Origin of the sequence: Dactylosporangium sp. McL0621 (genome assembly GCF_049995355.1) — a bacterium.
GTDB lineage: Bacteria > Actinomycetota > Actinomycetes > Mycobacteriales > Micromonosporaceae > Dactylosporangium.
The window spans coordinates 7,288,266-7,303,653 of sequence record NZ_CP188259.1; the positions used below are offsets into that span (position 1 = coordinate 7,288,266).

General features: G+C 72.3%; 16 protein-coding genes and 1 pseudogene. 6 read left to right on the plus strand and 11 right to left on the minus strand.

Annotation, left to right across the window (positions count from 1 at the left end):
• Nucleotides 1–361 precede the first annotated feature (361 nt).
• A pseudogene (locus tag ACPPVO_RS34250) lies at nt 362–1,966 on the minus strand (BTAD domain-containing putative transcriptional regulator); the annotation flags it as partial.
• Between the two features lie 286 nt (nt 1,967–2,252).
• Here ACPPVO_RS34250 and ACPPVO_RS34255 point away from each other — a divergent pair.
• Together ACPPVO_RS34255 and ACPPVO_RS34260 are read left to right on the plus strand one after the other, a co-directional pair.
• Nucleotides 2,253–3,359: an NB-ARC domain-containing protein gene (locus ACPPVO_RS34255; RefSeq protein ID WP_426502680.1), complete on the plus strand. Its 1,107-nt coding sequence runs from the start codon at nt 2,253–2,255 to the stop codon at nt 3,357–3,359.
• A gap of 48 nt (nt 3,360–3,407) precedes the next feature.
• On the plus strand, nt 3,408–5,459 hold the full coding sequence (locus ACPPVO_RS34260) for a glycoside hydrolase domain-containing protein (protein WP_426502681.1): 2,052 nt from the start codon (nt 3,408–3,410) through the stop codon (nt 5,457–5,459).
• A 117-nt stretch (nt 5,460–5,576) separates the two neighbouring features.
• Here the strand turns inward: ACPPVO_RS34260 and ACPPVO_RS34265 are convergent, their stop codons facing one another.
• The 4 genes from ACPPVO_RS34265 to ACPPVO_RS34280 all read right to left on the minus strand — a co-directional run bounded on the left by ACPPVO_RS34265 (nt 5,577) and on the right by ACPPVO_RS34280 (nt 7,836).
• Nucleotides 5,577–6,479: a lytic polysaccharide monooxygenase auxiliary activity family 9 protein gene (locus tag ACPPVO_RS34265; RefSeq protein WP_426502682.1), complete on the minus strand. Its 903-nt coding sequence runs from the start codon at nt 6,477–6,479 to the stop codon at nt 5,577–5,579.
• A gap of 172 nt (nt 6,480–6,651) precedes the next feature.
• Nucleotides 6,652–6,867 (minus strand): SDR family oxidoreductase, encoded by a 216-nt coding sequence (locus ACPPVO_RS34270; protein ID WP_426502683.1) that lies wholly within the window; start codon nt 6,865–6,867, stop codon nt 6,652–6,654.
• 34 nt (nt 6,868–6,901) lie between these two features.
• Nucleotides 6,902–7,591, minus strand: a complete 690-nt coding sequence (locus tag ACPPVO_RS34275; protein WP_426502684.1) for an alpha/beta hydrolase — start codon at nt 7,589–7,591, stop codon at nt 6,902–6,904.
• A complete protein-coding gene (locus ACPPVO_RS34280; RefSeq protein ID WP_426502685.1) occupies nt 7,525–7,836 on the minus strand; it encodes a putative quinol monooxygenase in 312 nt (103 codons plus the stop codon). The genes ACPPVO_RS34275 and ACPPVO_RS34280 overlap by 67 nt, the downstream gene beginning before the upstream one ends.
• Here ACPPVO_RS34280 and ACPPVO_RS34285 point away from each other — a divergent pair.
• A complete protein-coding gene (locus tag ACPPVO_RS34285) occupies nt 7,835–8,446 on the plus strand; it encodes an AraC family transcriptional regulator (RefSeq protein ID WP_426502686.1) in 612 nt (203 codons plus the stop codon). The two genes, ACPPVO_RS34280 and ACPPVO_RS34285, sit on opposite strands and share 2 nt — an antisense overlap.
• Before the next feature lie 124 nt (nt 8,447–8,570).
• Here the strand turns inward: ACPPVO_RS34285 and ACPPVO_RS34290 are convergent, their stop codons facing one another.
• Together ACPPVO_RS34290 and ACPPVO_RS34295 are read right to left on the minus strand one after the other, a co-directional pair.
• The gene (locus tag ACPPVO_RS34290) at nt 8,571–9,131 is read right to left on the minus strand and encodes a polysaccharide deacetylase family protein (RefSeq protein WP_426502687.1); all 561 of its coding nucleotides are present in this window, start codon (nt 9,129–9,131) and stop codon (nt 8,571–8,573) included.
• Nucleotides 9,132–9,736: 605 nt separating this feature from the next.
• Nucleotides 9,737–10,216, minus strand: a complete 480-nt coding sequence (locus ACPPVO_RS34295; protein WP_426502688.1) for a DUF1772 domain-containing protein — start codon at nt 10,214–10,216, stop codon at nt 9,737–9,739.
• Between the two features lie 54 nt (nt 10,217–10,270).
• Between ACPPVO_RS34295 and ACPPVO_RS34300 the strand changes: the two genes are divergently transcribed.
• A complete protein-coding gene (locus ACPPVO_RS34300) occupies nt 10,271–10,819 on the plus strand; it encodes a TetR/AcrR family transcriptional regulator (protein ID WP_426502689.1) in 549 nt (182 codons plus the stop codon).
• A gap of 47 nt (nt 10,820–10,866) precedes the next feature.
• On the opposite strand, the gene ACPPVO_RS34305 is transcribed toward ACPPVO_RS34300, so the two are convergent.
• From ACPPVO_RS34305 to ACPPVO_RS34320, 4 genes are all read right to left on the minus strand, one after another.
• The gene (locus tag ACPPVO_RS34305) at nt 10,867–11,217 is read right to left on the minus strand and encodes a hypothetical protein (protein ID WP_426502690.1); all 351 of its coding nucleotides are present in this window, start codon (nt 11,215–11,217) and stop codon (nt 10,867–10,869) included.
• A complete protein-coding gene (locus ACPPVO_RS34310) occupies nt 11,214–11,795 on the minus strand; it encodes a GNAT family N-acetyltransferase (protein ID WP_426502691.1) in 582 nt (193 codons plus the stop codon). Before ACPPVO_RS34310 ends, ACPPVO_RS34305 begins: the two co-directional genes overlap by 4 nt.
• Nucleotides 11,796–11,892: 97 nt before the next feature.
• Nucleotides 11,893–12,357 (minus strand): sialidase family protein, encoded by a 465-nt coding sequence (locus tag ACPPVO_RS34315; RefSeq protein ID WP_426502692.1) that lies wholly within the window; start codon nt 12,355–12,357, stop codon nt 11,893–11,895.
• A 2-nt stretch (nt 12,358–12,359) separates the two neighbouring features.
• Nucleotides 12,360–12,794 carry a sigma factor gene (locus ACPPVO_RS34320; protein ID WP_426502693.1) on the minus strand — a complete coding sequence of 145 codons (435 nt, stop codon included), beginning with the start codon at nt 12,792–12,794 and terminating at the stop codon, nt 12,360–12,362.
• A gap of 273 nt (nt 12,795–13,067) precedes the next feature.
• On the opposite strand from ACPPVO_RS34320, the gene ACPPVO_RS34325 reads away from it, so the two are divergent.
• Together ACPPVO_RS34325 and ACPPVO_RS34330 are read left to right on the plus strand one after the other, a co-directional pair.
• Nucleotides 13,068–13,724 (plus strand): nuclear transport factor 2 family protein, encoded by a 657-nt coding sequence (locus ACPPVO_RS34325; RefSeq protein WP_426502694.1) that lies wholly within the window; start codon nt 13,068–13,070, stop codon nt 13,722–13,724.
• A gap of 212 nt (nt 13,725–13,936) precedes the next feature.
• Nucleotides 13,937–15,331 carry an MFS transporter gene (locus ACPPVO_RS34330; RefSeq protein WP_426502695.1) on the plus strand — a complete coding sequence of 465 codons (1,395 nt, stop codon included), beginning with the start codon at nt 13,937–13,939 and terminating at the stop codon, nt 15,329–15,331.
• Nucleotides 15,332–15,388 lie beyond the last annotated feature (57 nt).

Here is a 15,388-nt window from a genome sequence, read left to right on the forward strand (position 1 = left end):
CCGGCCCGCCGGGGGTGACGAGGTGCGCGCGGGCCAGGTCGGCCAGCGTCCGGCGGACCTCGCGCGGCGGGCGGGCGGCCAGGCTGACGGCGGCGTCGAGGGAGACGTCCGGGCCGGGGTGCAGGCCCAGGAGCCGGAACAGCCGGGCGGCCGGCTCGCCGAGCGTGCGGTACGACCAGGAGAAGACCGCCCGGACATCGGTGTCCGCGGCGCCGATGTCGAACGGGTCGAGGCCCGCCTGGGCGTCGCGCAGCTCGTCGGCGAGGCTGCCCAGCGCGCGGCCGGGGCGGGTGCCGACGCGGGCCGCGACCACCGCGAGGGCGAGCGGCAGCCCGGCGCAGCGGGCCACGATGACGTCGGCCGCGCGCGGCTCGGCGGCGACGCGGGACGCCCCGACCCGGCCGGTGAAGAGCACGCCGGCCTCGCCGCTGGGCATGACGTCGAGGCGGAGCCGCTGGGCGCCATCCTTCACGGCCAGGCTCAGCAGCTGGTTGCGGCTGGTCACCACGACCATGCTGCGGGGTGAGCCGGGCAGCAGCGGCCGGACCTGTTCGGCGTCGCGGGCGTTGTCGAGCACGAGGAGCATCCGGCGCTCGGCCATGATGCTGCGGTACAGCCCGATCTGGCCCTCCAGCGCCGAGGGCAGCCGGGCCGCCGGGACCCGCAGCGCCTCGAGCAGGCGGCGCACCGCCTTGTCCGCCCCGACGGCGGCCGCGGCCGGGGCGAAGCCGCCCAGGTCGAGGTAGAGCTGGCCGTCGTCGAAGCGTTCGGCGACCCGGTGGGCCCAGTGCACGGCGAGGGTGGTCTTGCCGACCCCGGCCGTGCCCTCCAGGACCGCGATCCGCGGGGTCGCGCCGCCGGCCGCCAGCGCCGCGTCGAGCCGGCGCAGGGCGTCGGCGCGCCCGACGAACGCGGCGATGTCCCGGGGCAGCTCTCGCGGCACGAGGCGGCCGGTCCGCGCGAGCTCCGGGGCGCTCTGCGGGACGCCGGGCACGAGGCGGGCGGTCCGCGCGGGCTCCGGGGCGCTCTGCAGACCGCCGGGCAGGAGGCGGCCGGTTCGCGCGGGCTCCGGGCCGCCCTGCTGGATGCCGGGCACGAGGCCGGCGGTCCGCGCGGGCTCCGGGCCTCCCTGCAGGATGTCGTCGCGCACGGTGGTGACCTCCGCGCCGGGGTCGACGCCGAGCTCGTCGGCGAGCGCACGGCGCAACCGGTCGAAGGCGAGCAGCGCCTCGCCCGGGCGGCCGGCCAGGCGCTGCGCGGTCATGAGCCGGGCCGCCACCCGCTCGTCCCACGGGTGGCGCTCGGCCAGCTCGGCGAACTCGGCGATCGCCTCCGCCGCCCGGCCCAGCCGCAGCTGCAGCTCGGCCCGGCGGACCCGGGTGTCGGTGCGCCGCTTCTCCAGCCGCTGGGCCGTGCTGAACAGGCCCGAGTCGGTCAGCCCGTCCAGCGCCGGGCCCCGCCACAGCGCCAGGGCCTCATCGAGGGCCCGCACGGCCGGAGCGTCGGCCCCGGCGCCGGCGTACCGCTCGGCCTCGGCCAGCAGCCGGTCGAACCGGTCCAGGTCCAGCTCGACCCGGGCGGCGGGCAGCAGGTAGCCGCTGCCGCGGGTGCTGATGACGTCGGCGAAGCCGTGGCCGGCGAAGGTCTTGCGCAGCCCGACCATCCGGTTGCGGATCTGGACCCGGGCGGTCCGCGGGGGCGTGTCGCCCCACACGGTGTCGATCAGCAGATCGACCGGCAGCACCCGGTCGCGCTGCAACAGCAGAGCCGCCAGCAGTACCCGCGTATGCCGCCCGGCCACCGTGACGGGCTCGTCGCCGGCCGTCACCGCCAGTGGTCCGAGCAGCCCGATCGCCGGTGCAACCGCCATCGCCGACCTCGCGCCCCCCGCCGATACATCGACCTGTGACGAACCTATACCCAGCCGGTGCGGGACGATGCCAGGCTCCCGCCGACAGGTTGACATCGACGTTCGTCGTCGTTCGGATACGGTCACAACTGCCACGGGGGCAGCATGCTGGAGTACCGCATTCTCGGCCCGGTCGAAGTCGTCACGGACGCGGGCCCGATCCCACTCGGCGGCGCGAAACCGCGCCTGCTGCTGGGCGCGCTGCTGGCCGAGCGCGGCCGGACGGTACCGCCGGACCGGCTCGTCGACGCGGTGTGGAGCGAGGCGCGCCGACTTCACCGGCCGGGACCGCGAGCTCGAGGCGATCGTCGCCGGGCTGACCGCGGCGCGTCCGGTGCCGGCGGTGCCGATCCACGTCGTCACGGGCGCGGTCGGCAGCGGCAAGACGACCCTGGCCAACCGGGCCGCGCACGCGGTGGCCGCGCACTACCCCGACGGCCAGCTGCACGTCGACCTGCGCGGCGGCACCGACGCGCCCGCCGACCCGGCCGACGTGCTCGCGCGCCTGCTGCGCGCACTCGGCGACGACCCGTCCGGCGCCGGCTCGGACCCGGCCGTGCGGCTGCGGGAGCGGCTCGCCGGCCGCCGCCTGCTGCTGGTCCTCGACGACGCCCGCGACAACGACCAGCTCGCGCCCCTGCTGCCCGGCGCGCCGACGTGCGCGGTGCTCATCACCTCGCGGTACCGCCGGGTCGGCCCGCCCGGCGCCGGCCGCACCGAGATCGGTGCGTTCGACCCCGACACGTCCCGGCTGTTCCTGGAGCGCATCGTGGGCGCCGAGCGGCTGAGCGCCGAGCCGGAGGCGGCGGCCGCCATCGTCGCGGCGTGCAGCGGGCTGCCGCTGGCCCTGCGACCGGCCGGCGAGCGTCTCGCCGCCCACCCGGGCTGGCCCGTCGCCGCGCTGGCCGGGCGGCTGGCGGACTCGAACCGGCGCCTGGACGAGCTGGCGGGGTGGCCGCCCGCCGGCAACCGGCACCTGGACGAGCCGGCCGGTGGCGGCCGGCGTCTGGACGAGTCGACCGGTGGCGGCCGGCGCCTGGACGAGTCGACCGACGACCGACACCTGGACAAGCCGACCGACGACGACGAGCGCCTGGACGAGCCGGCCGGCGGCGGCCCGGACGTCCGGGCGGCCTTGCAGCGGGCCTACCGGACCCTGCACCGCGACGCCCGCCGTGCCCTGGGCCGCCTGGCCACCCTGGGCCGGCCGGACGTGCCGTCGTGGGCGCTCGCGCCGCTGCTCGGCGTGCCGGCGCGGGCCGCCGAGGAGATCGTGGCCCGGCTCGTCGACGCCCACCTGCTCGACCTCGCCGGCCACGACCCGGCCGGGCGGCCGCGCCTCGGCATGCACGAGCTGACGCGGCTGTTCGCGGCCGAACGGTACCGGGCCGAGACCACCCAGAGCCGGCCCGTCGCGCGCTACAGCCGGGCTACAGCCCGAATGCAGTGACGCTTGCCAATGTCGCAGTCAGTATCTTCCATCGACAAGGAGCAGACCTTGGCTCTCCGCCGCACCACGCTGCGGGCGCTCGCCGCCGCCGCGTCCGCCCTGGCGATCCTCGCGGTCGCCCATCCCGCGCAGGCGGCCCCGGCCGCCGACCGCCGGATCACCTTCAACGGGACGTCGGTCACCGTGCCGGCGACCTGGTCCGTCGTCGACCTCGCCGCGAAGCCGGGCACGTGCGTCCGGTTCGACGTGCACGCCGTGTACCTCGGCACGCCGTCGGCCGACCAGAGCTGCCCGTCGCACGTCTTCGGCCGCACCGAGGCCGTCCTGCTCGAGCCGGTCGTGGCGGCCACGCCGGCCGACGGGGAGACCCCGGGCCAGTTCGACCGGGTCGCCGGCTCGGTCCACGTCCAGGCCACCTTCGGCCCCGACCGCGCCGCGGCCGCCGGCATCATGGCGAGCGTCTCGACCAGCGGCGCCGCCAAGGCCCTCGACCCGCGCACGTCGGCGCCGGCCCTGGCCGCGGTGCCGATCAGCGCGACGAACTACTCCGGCAAGGGCTTCGACCCGTGCACGGCGCCGAGCTCGTCGACGATGAACGCGTGGAAGGCCTCGCCGTACCGGGCGCTGGGCGTCTACATCGGCGGCGAGAACCGCAGCTGCTCGCAGCCGAACCTCACCGCCTCCTACGTGACGGCCCAGGTCGCGGCCGGCTGGCATTTCTTCCTGTTGTACGTCGGGAAGCAGGCCCCCGCCACAACGTGCGGCGGCTGCAGCCACATCACCTCACCCGCCGCCGACGGCAAAGCCGAGGCCGACGACGCCGCGGCCAAGGCGGCGGCGCTCGGCTTCGCGAAGAACAGCCCGATCATCTTCGACATGGAGCAGTACGGCTCGAGCTCCACGACGACGGTCATGGTCTTCATGGACGCCTGGACCAAGGAACTGCACGCCAAGGGCTACAACTCGGGCATGTACAGCAGCGTCTCGTCCGGCATCTCGGACCTCGTCGACCACTACAACGACTACGAGATGCCCGACATCATCGACTTCGCGCACTGGGGCACCGCGGCCAACACGTCCGACCCGGCCATCCCGAGCACCATGTGGTCGGACCACCAGCGCATCCACCAGTACACCGGCGGCCACGACGAAACCTACGGCGGCGTGACCATCAACATCGACAGCGACTACCTGGACGTCAACCTGGCCGCGCCGACCGAGCCGGTCCAGGTACAGCCGGGCCGGCAGCTCGCCGATCTCAACGGTGACGGTCTGCCGGAGCTGATCGGTCGCAAGGCTGACGGGAGCCTGCATGCGTATCCGCACAAGGCGGGTGTGACGTCGGTGGCGGGGACGGCGTGGGATAACCCGATCCAGATCGGTTCGGGGTGGAACATCTTCAACCAGTTCCTGTTCGCGGATCTGGACAACGACGGCCTGCCCGAGATCGTGGCGGTGAATCCGACCGGGAACGGCATCCTGATGGTGTACCCGCACAAGCACGGGGTGACCGCGATCGCGGGCACCTCCTGGGACGCCCCGTATCAGATCGGGTCGGGGTGGAACGTCTACGACCAGGTGTTCGTGGCTGACCTCAACCACGACGGTCTGCCGGAGCTGCTGGGCCGGACCACCGCCGGGAACGGGCTGCTGATGGCCTACCCGCACAAGGCCGGGGTGACCGCGATCCAGGGCACCTCCTGGGACCCGGCGGTGCAGATCGGGTCCGGGTGGGACATCTACGCCACCATCGCCCTGGCTGACCTCAACCGTGACGGGTACCCGGAGCTGCTCGGTGTCACCACTGCCGGGAACGGGCTGCTGACGGCCTACCCGCACAAGGCGAACACCCCGGCCATCGCCGGCGCCTCCTGGGATGCGGCGCTGCAGATCGGGTCGGGCTGGAACATCTACGACGCCGTGCTCTACGGCGATCTGACCAACGACGGCCTGCCCGAAATCATCGGCCGGACCACCGCCGGCAACGGCCTGCTCAAGGCCTACCCCCACAAGAGCGGGGTCACCGCCATCGACGGCACCTCCTGGGACCCCGCCGTCCAGATCGGCTCCGGCTGGAACGTCTTCACCCTCCTCGACTGACCACACGAACAGACTGACCACACGAACAGACTGACCACACGAACAGCCAGCCGGGTCCCGCGCCACACCGGCGCGGGACCCGCGCACTGCCGGACCCTCCGCCGTGAGAGGGTCAGGTCAGCGGCCGGCGTGGACGCCCAGGGTGCGCTTGCGCCGCATCAGGAAGGACGCGACCCCGGCCAGGGCGAGCAGGATCGCCCCACCGGCCCCGGCGACGACCGGCGTCGAGGCGATCCCGGACGTGGCGGTGAGCTGGGGCGCGCCGCCCGACGGGGCCGGCCCGCCGGAGCCAGCCACGTCACCGGCGGCGGCGCTCGCGATGGCCAAGGAGGCGTTGCCGTTGCCTGCAGGGGCCGCCGGGGAACCCGCAGGCGACGTGGTGCCGGCGGCGGCGAACACCACGTCGGAACACGAGTAGTAGGTGTCCGCGGTGCTGGTGTTCTGCCAGATCGTGTAGATCAGGTGCGGGCCGGCCTTGCCCTTGGGCAGCGTGCCCTTGATCGTGTAGGCCTTGTTCTGCAGCACCGGATCGGTTGCCGTGGCGAACGGCGCCGTCTCCAGGTCCGACCAGCGCAGCGCCCGGCTCGGCGAGTAGCCGTCCTTGGTCACGTACACCCGGAAGCTGCCCTTGTGCGGGATGGTTTCGGCGTACTGGAACGCAAATGCCGCCCCGGCGGTGAGCTTGGTCGAGGGCCAGTCCGCGCGGGCGAGATCGAGGCCCTTGTACGCGTCGATCCCGCCGCTGCACAGCCTGCCGTCGGGGATGACCTGCCGATCACGGCCGTTCACGTTGGCCACCCGGATGTTGTCCCATTCGGCGACGTCGGCCCCGGCAGCGATCGCGGCCTTGCACGCGGCCGAGCTCTTCTGCTGGGACGTGCCCGCGCCACACGCGTACGCCCGGCTCACCGGGGTCGACGGCGCGCCGTGCGCCTGCGCCGGGGCTGGGAGCAGGGCCAGGGGCGCCAGCGCACCGACCGCCAACACGGCGATCGCGGCCGACGTACGGCGTACGGTCATGGCGGCAGCCCCAAACCTCGAGTCATCCACCCGGGTGGTACGGAGACGGGAGCGCCAGGGTTCACATGTCCGACCTACGATCGCGTCCCATTCCGGCGCCGGCCTCGTACCGTTGGGCGGCGTGCCGCTCTGCCGAGGTTGGCACGCCGCCTGGTCGTGTGGCGTTGGTGGGTCAGAGGTTGTAGCCGCCGGACACTTCGATGTCTTGCGCGGTGATCCAGCGGCCATCCTCGGCGAGCAGCGCAGCGATCGCCAGGCTGACGTCGTCGGGTTCGCCGAGCCGTCCGAGGGCGGTCTTGGCCACGAGCGCGGGGATCACTTCGGGGTGGCGGTCGAACGCGTTGTCGGCGATGCGGGTGCGGGCCCCGGTGACGATGGCGACCTGCATGACTGACTCTCCGTTCGTCGTGAGTTGTGTGCGCCTATGCTTCGGAGGCCGGGCTCAGCACCCGAGTGAGCCAGTCGTTGCGCGTCCGGCGCGCGGCGGCGGAGACCCGCGCGTGCGGGTACAGCGCGTCGAATCCGTGGAAGCCACCTGCCCAGATGTGCAGCTCGGCCTGGCCGCCGGCGGCCCAGATCCGGGTGGCGTAGTCGACGTCCTCGTCGCGGAAGACCTCGGCCGTGCCGGCGTCGATGTACGTGGTCGGCAGGCCCGAGAGGTCGTCGGCCACGGCTGGTGAGACGTAGCCGGGCACGTTCCCGTCGGTGCGGTCGCCGAGCACGGATCGCCATCCGAACTCGTTCATCCCGTGGGTCCAGACGCCGGGCCCGCCGGAGTACTGCCGGCTCGAGGTGGTGTTGTTGCGGTGGTCGAGCATCGGGTAGATCAGCACCTGAGCGGCGATCGCCGGGGTGCCGCGGTCGCGTGCCATCAGGGTGACCCCGGCGGTGAGGCCACCACCGGCACTGGCACCCGCGACGACGATGCGGGACGGGTCGATACCGAGCTCGTCGGCGTGTGCGGCGGCCCACAGCAGACCCTGGTAGCAGTCGTCGACCAGGGTCGTGCCGGTGGCCTCCGGCGCGAGCCGATAGTCCACGGAGATCACCACGGCCCCGAACAGGTCGAGCCATTCGAGGGGGATGTCGATCTGTGAGAAGCGATCTCCCATGACCATCCCGCCGCCGTGCATAGCGCCTGCGCCTCCTCAGTCGCAAAGAACCGGCTGTGGGCCTCCTGGCTGGTCCATCCTTCAGTGACGAAGACGGTGTCCGGGTCGCCGGCCGAGCGGCCGACCAGGAAGACGACGCAGTCCTCGTTCGGCATGGACGGCGCGTTGAGCAGGAGCTCGACCAGCTCGTCACCCTTTCCGGGCTGCGCGGTCATGGTGGCGTGGAAACCGTGGGTGGCGCTCATGGGAGGACTCTCCTCATTCGCGGAGCTGTTGTGCGCTACCGGTGACCTCCCACCCGCCGGTGGCGGCGCACCACCCGCCCTGGCCGTCAGCACCGCGTCCGGCGAGCTGCTCGACGCGGTGATCCGGCTCCTGCGCCTGCTCGAACAGCCACGCGACCGTGCCGTGCTCGCACCGATGATCAAACGGGAGATCCTCTGGCGGCTCATCACCGGCGAGCAGGGTACTGTCGTCCGCCAGCTCGGCCTCGCCGACAGCAGCCTCACCCACATCGCCCGCGCGGTCGGCTGGATCCGCGACCACTACACACAAGCCTTCCGCGTGCAGGACGTGGCGCAGCTGTCCGGCATGAGCGTGTCCGCGTTCTACCGCAACTTCCAAGCCGTCACCGCGATGAGCCCGATCCAGTTCCAGAAACAGATCCGGCTCCAACAGGCCCGGCTGCTGCTCGCCACACACCCCAACGACGTCGCCGGCATCAGCCACCGCGTCGGCTACGACAGCCCCTCACAGTTCAGCCGCGAGTACCGCCGCCAATTCGGCGCACCGCCGAGCCAGGACGCCGCCCGTCTGCGCGGCCTGCCGCCCGGCACCGCAGCAGCCCTGGTGTAAGAGCCTGGCGAGGCGATCAGGCGGCGATCTCCACCCTGCCGCAGGGCGCCGACGACCGCGAGCGCCGGAACCATCGCGGCCGCACCGCCCATCGCCGTCGCGCTGCCCGCCGAACGGCGCACCGTCAGGCGTCGCCATGGGAATTGGCGTTCGGGAGGGCGTTCAGTGTGTACCGACCGGCCAGGTCGGGCAGGATCGTTCGCAACGCGGTGACAGTCTGTGGCCCGGCGCCGTCATGCAGGAGCACGATCGAGCCCGGGCGGGTGTTTGTCAGGACGTTGGTGATGATCGACTGGACCCCGGGGCCGCGCCAGTCCTGGGGATCGACGCTCCAGTAGATCGAGGTCATCCCCATGTCGGCCGCGATGCTCACGATCTGCGGTGAGAAGTTTCCCCCGGGGGCACGGAAATAGCTGATCGGCGCGCCGGGTGCGACCGCGTGGATCGCGTCGTTGGTGCGTTGCAGCTCAGCCCTGATCCGATCGGTGGGGCGGGTGCGCAGCATCTCGTCGTGGCTCCACGTGTGGTTGCACAGCGTGTGTCCCTCGGCCACCATCCGCTGTACCAGCGCGGCGTGCGCCGCGACCTGCCTGCCGATCATGCAGAACGTCGCCTTGATGTGGTACTGGGCCAGCAGGTCCAGCACCGCGGGGGTGTCATCCCACGGGCCGTCGTCGAACGTCAACGCGACCGTGGCCGACCCAGTGGTACGCAGCGATCCGGCCGGGCCGGTGCCGGCAGTGACGGCAGGTGCAGGGGCGGAAGCCGAGGGTACGGGGCTCGGCGCCGTCGGAGGTGTTGTCGGCGCCTGATGCGATACCGCCAGCGGCACCGAACGGACCGGCGCGGCCGAATGCGAGGGCGGCCTGTCACTGCCACCAAGCGTCAGTACCAGGACGGTCAACCCGAGTACGGCTGTGCGGCGCCAGGGCACGGATGAACTCCAGTTGGGGGTGTTGCCACGGCTGAGGGACCACCTGACTACGCGGTGAGCATGGCCGGGAGCGTGTGGTGGTGTCAACCTGGCGAGCCCGGCCCGGGCGCCGGCGGAGGGCGTTTGTCAGGCGGGCTGGTGTGGGTACGCTGCACCGGCTTTGCCGGTGCAGCGGGGCCGGCGACCGGCTGCACCACCCAGCCGGCCGCCGCCGCCGGCTCCGGCGACACCCTGCTGGTGCCGACGACGAAGGACGCGACCGCGCTGACGCCGCCGATGGCAAGCAGCGCTGGCACGCCACCCGGCCGATCAGGAATTCGGGCGTTCGGCCTGGCGGGGCCGGACGCCTCGGTGTGTCAGGCTGCTGCGAGGGCGAGGGTGAGGCAGAAACCGAGCAGCGCGGTTCCCTGCAGGGCCGCGCGTAGGTTGATGATCGAGTCCCACCGTTCCTGGAGCCGGCGAGCGTCGGGCGGTACACGGCCGGCCTCGGCTGCTTCGATGAAGACCTTGTTGATCGGTAGCGAGATCCGGTTGAACAGGACCAGCCAGACCAGCAGCAGGAGTAGGGCGATCCCCGCGGCAACGCCGGCGGCTGGGCGGCCGGTGAGAAACGCGGTGAGCGTGGCTGCAGCGCCGGCGACCACGCTGAGGATGCCGGGCAGGGGCATGCGGGCGTTGCCGTACCGGTGGGACAGCCCGACGACGCGGGTCATGGTGGCCTCGTCGAGCGCGGCGTACGTCGGGCGCATGACCAGCGCGCCGAGTGTGTCGGTGCCGAAAATGACGGCTGTGGCCAGCGCTGCGGCGGTGGCGAGAACGTCGAGGAGTACGGTCATGATCCCTCCCGGAATCTAGCGGTGCTAGAAATCTAGCACTGCTAGGATGAAGATGTGAAGACCCCAACGAGAGCGCAGCTGGCCCGTGCCGGCCGGCGGGATCGGATCGTCGACGTGGCGCGGGAGATCGCCGAGTCGCACGGGTGGCCGGCGGTGACCGTGCGACGGCTCGCCGACACCATCGGCTTCAGCCAGCCGGTTCTCTACGGGCACTTCCCCGACGGCCGGGACGGCATCATCCGGGCGGTGGCACTGGCCGGCTTCGCCCGGCTCGCCGAGCTCCTGATCGCGGCGGGCGACCTGGGCGGGATCTGCGCGGCGTACCTCGACTTCGCCCGCTCGCAGCCGGCGACGTACGAGGCGATGTTCTCGATGCCGACCGACCTGGAGTTCGCCCGGCCCGTCACGCCCGAGCCGCTGCGCGCCGGATTCGGCCCCCTGCTGTCCACCATGGGCGACGAAACCCGGGCGGAGATCTTGTGGTGCGCGCTGCACGGCCTGGCTGACCTGTCCCGGCACGGCCGGCTGCGGCCCGGCCACGAGGCGGCCCGTGTCGAAACGCTGATCCGCCTGTTACGGCGAGCCGCCCCCGGACATCTCTGAACCCAGGTCACCGGCGACCACCGGCGCCGCCGCGGCCGCCTCATCGCTCACTTGACCTGGCACACGATCCGCAGGTCTGAGGCCCGGCCCGGGCCGACCGTCGCCGTGATGCCGGGGCACCGGGCGTCGCCGTCGTGGGCGTGCGCGCGGTAGGTGCCCGCGGGCAGCGCGAACCGGAAGCGCTCCCCTTCGCCCACCGCCGCCCGCGCGTAGACCCGGCCCCCGCGCGACAGGGTCACGGTGCCGGACACGGCGGGCACCCGCCCCGGCCCCGGGCCGCCCGACAGGTCGATCTGGCCGGTGACGGTGCCCACGGGGCCGCCGCCCCACGCCGGCTCGCCGGCCGCCAGGGTGGCCAGGGCCAGGGCCGCCACGACGGTGGCGGGCGCCCACCTCATCGCAGCTCGACGCGCATGACGACGCGGCGGGCGGTCGGGCGGCTCACCTCGGCGAAGCCGGCGTCCACGAACATGCTGCGGCTGCCGACGTACAGCTCGCCGATCCACGGGAACGGCGCGCCGGGCTCCTTGACGATGGGGTACCCCTCGATGGCCCTTGCCCCTCGCTCCCGCGCGAAGCCGGCCGCGGCGACGGCCAGGGCGCGGCTGACGCCCCGGCGGCGGAAGCCCGCCCGGGTCACGAAGCACGTGACCGCCCAGACGCCGGGGTCATCCGGGTCCTCGTCGCGGCCCGACCACGGGACCTTCGCCGCGCGCAGCCGCGGGTAGTGCACACGGGGCTCGACGGCGCACCAACCCGCCGGGTCGCCGTCCAGATATGCGACCAGGCCCGTGGTCGCGGGCGCGGCGGCCTGCTCGCGCAGCCGTTCGGCCCGCTCCTCGACGCTCGTGGCGTCCCAGTCGGCACCGGGGATCTTGAAGTACTGGCACCGGCAGCGGAACGGCTCGCCGCGATCGCCGAAGATCGCGCGCAGGTCGTCCCACGACGCCTCGTTGGCGGGGACCACTGAGATCACGGCACCATCCTTCCCGACGACTCTGGAGCGGACGCCATGGCCGGCCCGCGCCCAGCCAGCACCTCGTACAGCGCCGCCACCACCGTCGCCGAGGAGGCTACGGCGGCGGGCAGGTCGTCATTGCCAATCCCGGAGCCAATAGTAGGAACGGCCGGCTAGCGCATGAGCGGAAAACCGGTCCAGTGCCGGCCGTCCGCGTGCCGTCCGCGGCCACGAACGACCTGTAGAAGCTTTCGGTGCCGGTGTACGCGATGACGTCGCCGGTGCGTGTCCAGCTCCCGCCGAGGTGCTTCGAGTAGACGTACACCTGCCGCCTTTCGGGGTCCTCGACCATCGCGTAGAGCGTCGTGCCGTCCGCCGAGGACTGGACCGAGATGTTTTCGTTGCAGTCCTTGGTGCACGGCAGATCCGTGAACGCATGGGTCTTCCAGGTCCGGCCCCGGTCGTCGGAGAACGCAACCGCCGGTCGCCCGGTGTTCTGCGCCTCGCCGGCGACCACGATGCGGTCGCCGCCCGGCTGGATCTGGCCGAAGGGATCGACGACATTGTACGCCGACGGCATGATCAGGTCCGGTTGGTGCGCGAGCGGCGAGATCCGGCGGGTCTGTCGGACCTCGCCGCCGAGCGCGGCCGGACCATCACCGTCGCCACCCCCGGCGGCCCGGTGCTCGTCGCCGGCATCGAGTCGGCCCTGCGCCGGGTCCTGAGCGAGCTGCTCGCCAACGCCCTGGCCCACCTCCCGCCCGGCGGCCGCATCGCCGTGACCGTCCGGCGCACCGACCACGCCGAGGTGACCAGGCAGGTGCGCGCGTACGCGTCGAGCACCTGCGCGTCGCGGATCCGATGCCAGCCGGCCGCGACCTTGACGAACGTCGACTGCGTCAGGTCGTCGGCCCAGTGCCAGTCACCGCACAGCAGGTACGCCGTGCGGCGGACCACGATGTGCCGCGCCGCGAAGTACTCCCCGAACCGCCGCCGGGCGTCGTCATCCAGTCGCATCCCGCCTCCTCAGCGTTTATGTGCCTGGATCGGCCCGACGCGTTGCCCGCCGCCGCGGAGTTTTTCACCGGGAGTCCGCGGCGTCCCCGCCCGAACCCACCGAGGCCCTGCCAGGCGGCCAGCAGCGTGTCCTGGAGGGCGTCCTCGGCGTCGCTCGGTGCAGTTCAGGTATGGACACCGGCCCAGGGGCGAACCGGGCGGTCCGCCGGCGCCCCTTTTCCGACGCCGCGGTGTCTACCTCAGCGAGACCTACAACGAAGGGCGCGAACCCGCATGGGAAAGATCGTGATCAGGGGTGTGGGCGGACAGGTTGAACAGCACGCCGAAGTACGTCGTGCCCTCGACGCCGGAGCATCCGGTCTGGAACAACCCGACGCTGCTGAACGGCGGCGTGGTGAAGAGGTAGGAGGAACAGTGTCCATCGACATGGCCGTCGCCGTCCGCGAGCTCACCGACCGAGCCGCCATCACCGAGGTTCTGCATACCTACGCCCGGCTCGTCGACGAGCGGGACTTCGCCGCCGTCGCCGGGGTCTTCACCGACGATTGCCTGGCCGAGTACGGCCTTCGCGAGACCGACACCCTGCATTCGTCAGCGGCGGTGGTCGCCTGGCTCACGGAACAGCTCCGTGACGGTACGGCGACCAGTCACCACATCTCGAACGTGCAGATCAGCTTTTCCGACGCGGATCACGCCGCGACCACGTCCTATGTCTACGCCTGGCACGGGGCAACGGGTGCCACAGCCGATCCGGTCGTTCTGGCCCGCTACGCCGACAGCTTCAAACGCGTCTCGACCGGCTGGCGCATCGCCCGCCGCCGAATGTTCGCGCACGGCCTGGTCGGATTTCCGGACGGCATCCTGCGGCCGCTTTCCCGCCGGCCCGCACCGGTGTCCGGGCCGCCGGTGACCGGCGGCGCCGGGGCCTGACCCGCCGATCAGCGCGGGACCCGGGGCGCCGCGGACGTGGGCATCGGCCCCGTCCCCCACCGGCATGGGCCCAACCGCCCAACCGACAAACCGACAAACCACCTTCGCAGTACCACAGCGAGCCGTCGCTGCACCGAAGACAAATCGGAGGAAGCATGCCGAAGAACAGCACATCACCCACGTTTACGACAGCTCAACGGTGGGCGGTTGCGGTGACCGCGCTCGCGGGGATGTTGGTGACGTTGGATTCGTTGGTCGTCACGACCGCGCTGGGCGCGATCCGCATCGCGCTGCACGCCTCGATCGAGCAGCTGGAGTGGACGGTCACAGCCTACGTGCTGGCCTTCGCGGTGCTGCTGATGACGGCCGCCGCGCTGGGCGAGCGGTTCGGCCGGCGACGCATGTTCGTCGCCGGACTGGCCGTGTTCGCGGCGGCGTCGGCCGGCTGCGCGCTCGCACCCAATGTGGGCACGCTGATCGTAGCGCGCGCGGTCCAGGGCGCCGGCGCCGCGCTGGTGATGCCGCTGGCGCTGACACTGCTCGGTACGGCCATCCCGGCCGACCGGCGCTCCAAGGCGCTCGGTGTCTTCACCAGCGTGGCCGGGTTGGCGGTACCGGTGGGGCCGCTGCTGGGCGGTGCGGTCGTCACCGGAGTCTCCTGGCCGTGGATCTTCTGGATCAACATTCCGGTCGCTGCGGTACTGATCCCACTCGCGTTGACCAGGATCGAGGAGTCGTCCGGCTCGAAGGCCAAGCTCGACCTGGGCGCTCTGTTGCTGGCCACCGCGGCCGCGCTCGGCATCGTCTGGGCACTGGTGCGCGGGAACACCGCCGGCTGGGGCAGCGCCGAGATCCTGTCCACCCTGACGGGTGGCGTGCTGCTCGCCATCGGATTCGTCTGGTGGCAACGGCGCGCGGCCGAGCCGATGCTGCCCATGCACCTGTTCGGCTCGCGTGCATTCTCCGCCGGCAACATCGCGATCTTCTTCGAATGGGGGTCGGCCTTGGGCGCCCTGTTCTTCATGGCTCAGTTCCTGCAGACCGGGCTGAGCTTCAGCCCGCTACGCGCCGGGCTCGCGCTCATGCCTTGGGGCGCGATGACCTTCATCGTCCCGCAGATCGCCGGCGTGCTCATCAGCCGGGTCGGCGAGCGGCCGTTCATCGTTGCCGGCCTGGGCCTGCACGCGGCCGCGATGACCTGGATCGCGCTGATCGCCGAACCCGGCTTGGCCTACCGGCAGTTGATCGCGCCGCTCATCGTGTCCGGCATCGGGGTGGCCATGTCGTTGCCGGCCACGCAAAGCGCCGCGCTCAGCTCGGTCGCGCCGCAGTATGTCGGCAAGGCATCAGGGGCCTACAGCACCATGCGCCAACTCGGCGGGGTGTTCGGTGTCGCCGTTGTCGTGGCCGCCTTCGCCGCCAACGGCAGCTACCTGTCCACCCGAACCTTCAGCAGCGGCTTCACCGCCGCGATCGGCGCCTGCGCCGCACTGTCACTGGCCGGAGCCCTCAGCGGGCTGGCCACACCCAAACGCGTCGGGCCGGGACGGCAACAGATGCCTCCAACCCGGCAGCCGAACACCACCACCCAGCCGGCTCACACCTAGGTCTTTCGCCGGCCGACGTGCCGCGGGCGTCCGAATTTCTTGTGAGGACTTTCTCAT

What these genes read in the sequence shown, in the direction of transcription:
- ACPPVO_RS34295 (WP_426502688.1), bottom strand. Translation starts at nt 10,216, where the DNA reads ATGACCGTACTCCTCGACGTTCTCGCCACCGCCGCAGCGCTGGCCACA.
- ACPPVO_RS34265 (WP_426502682.1), bottom strand. Translation starts at nt 6,479, where the DNA reads ATGACCGTACGCCGTACGTCGGCCGCGATCGCCGTGTTGGCGGTCGGT.
- ACPPVO_RS34305 (WP_426502690.1), bottom strand. Translation starts at nt 11,217, where the DNA reads ATGAGGTGGGCGCCCGCCACCGTCGTGGCGGCCCTGGCCCTGGCCACC.
- ACPPVO_RS34270 (WP_426502683.1), bottom strand. Translation starts at nt 6,867, where the DNA reads ATGCAGGTCGCCATCGTCACCGGGGCCCGCACCCGCATCGCCGACAAC.
- ACPPVO_RS34320 (WP_426502693.1), bottom strand. Translation starts at nt 12,794, where the DNA reads ATGCGACTGGATGACGACGCCCGGCGGCGGTTCGGGGAGTACTTCGCG.
- ACPPVO_RS34280 (WP_426502685.1), bottom strand. Translation starts at nt 7,836, where the DNA reads ATGAGCGCCACCCACGGTTTCCACGCCACCATGACCGCGCAGCCCGGA.
- ACPPVO_RS34325 (WP_426502694.1), top strand. Translation starts at nt 13,068, where the DNA reads ATGGGAAAGATCGTGATCAGGGGTGTGGGCGGACAGGTTGAACAGCAC.
- ACPPVO_RS34315 (WP_426502692.1), bottom strand. Translation starts at nt 12,357, where the DNA reads ATGCCGTCGGCGTACAATGTCGTCGATCCCTTCGGCCAGATCCAGCCG.
- ACPPVO_RS34275 (WP_426502684.1), bottom strand. Translation starts at nt 7,591, where the DNA reads ATGGGAGATCGCTTCTCACAGATCGACATCCCCCTCGAATGGCTCGAC.
- ACPPVO_RS34285 (WP_426502686.1), top strand. Translation starts at nt 7,835, where the DNA reads ATGGGAGGACTCTCCTCATTCGCGGAGCTGTTGTGCGCTACCGGTGAC.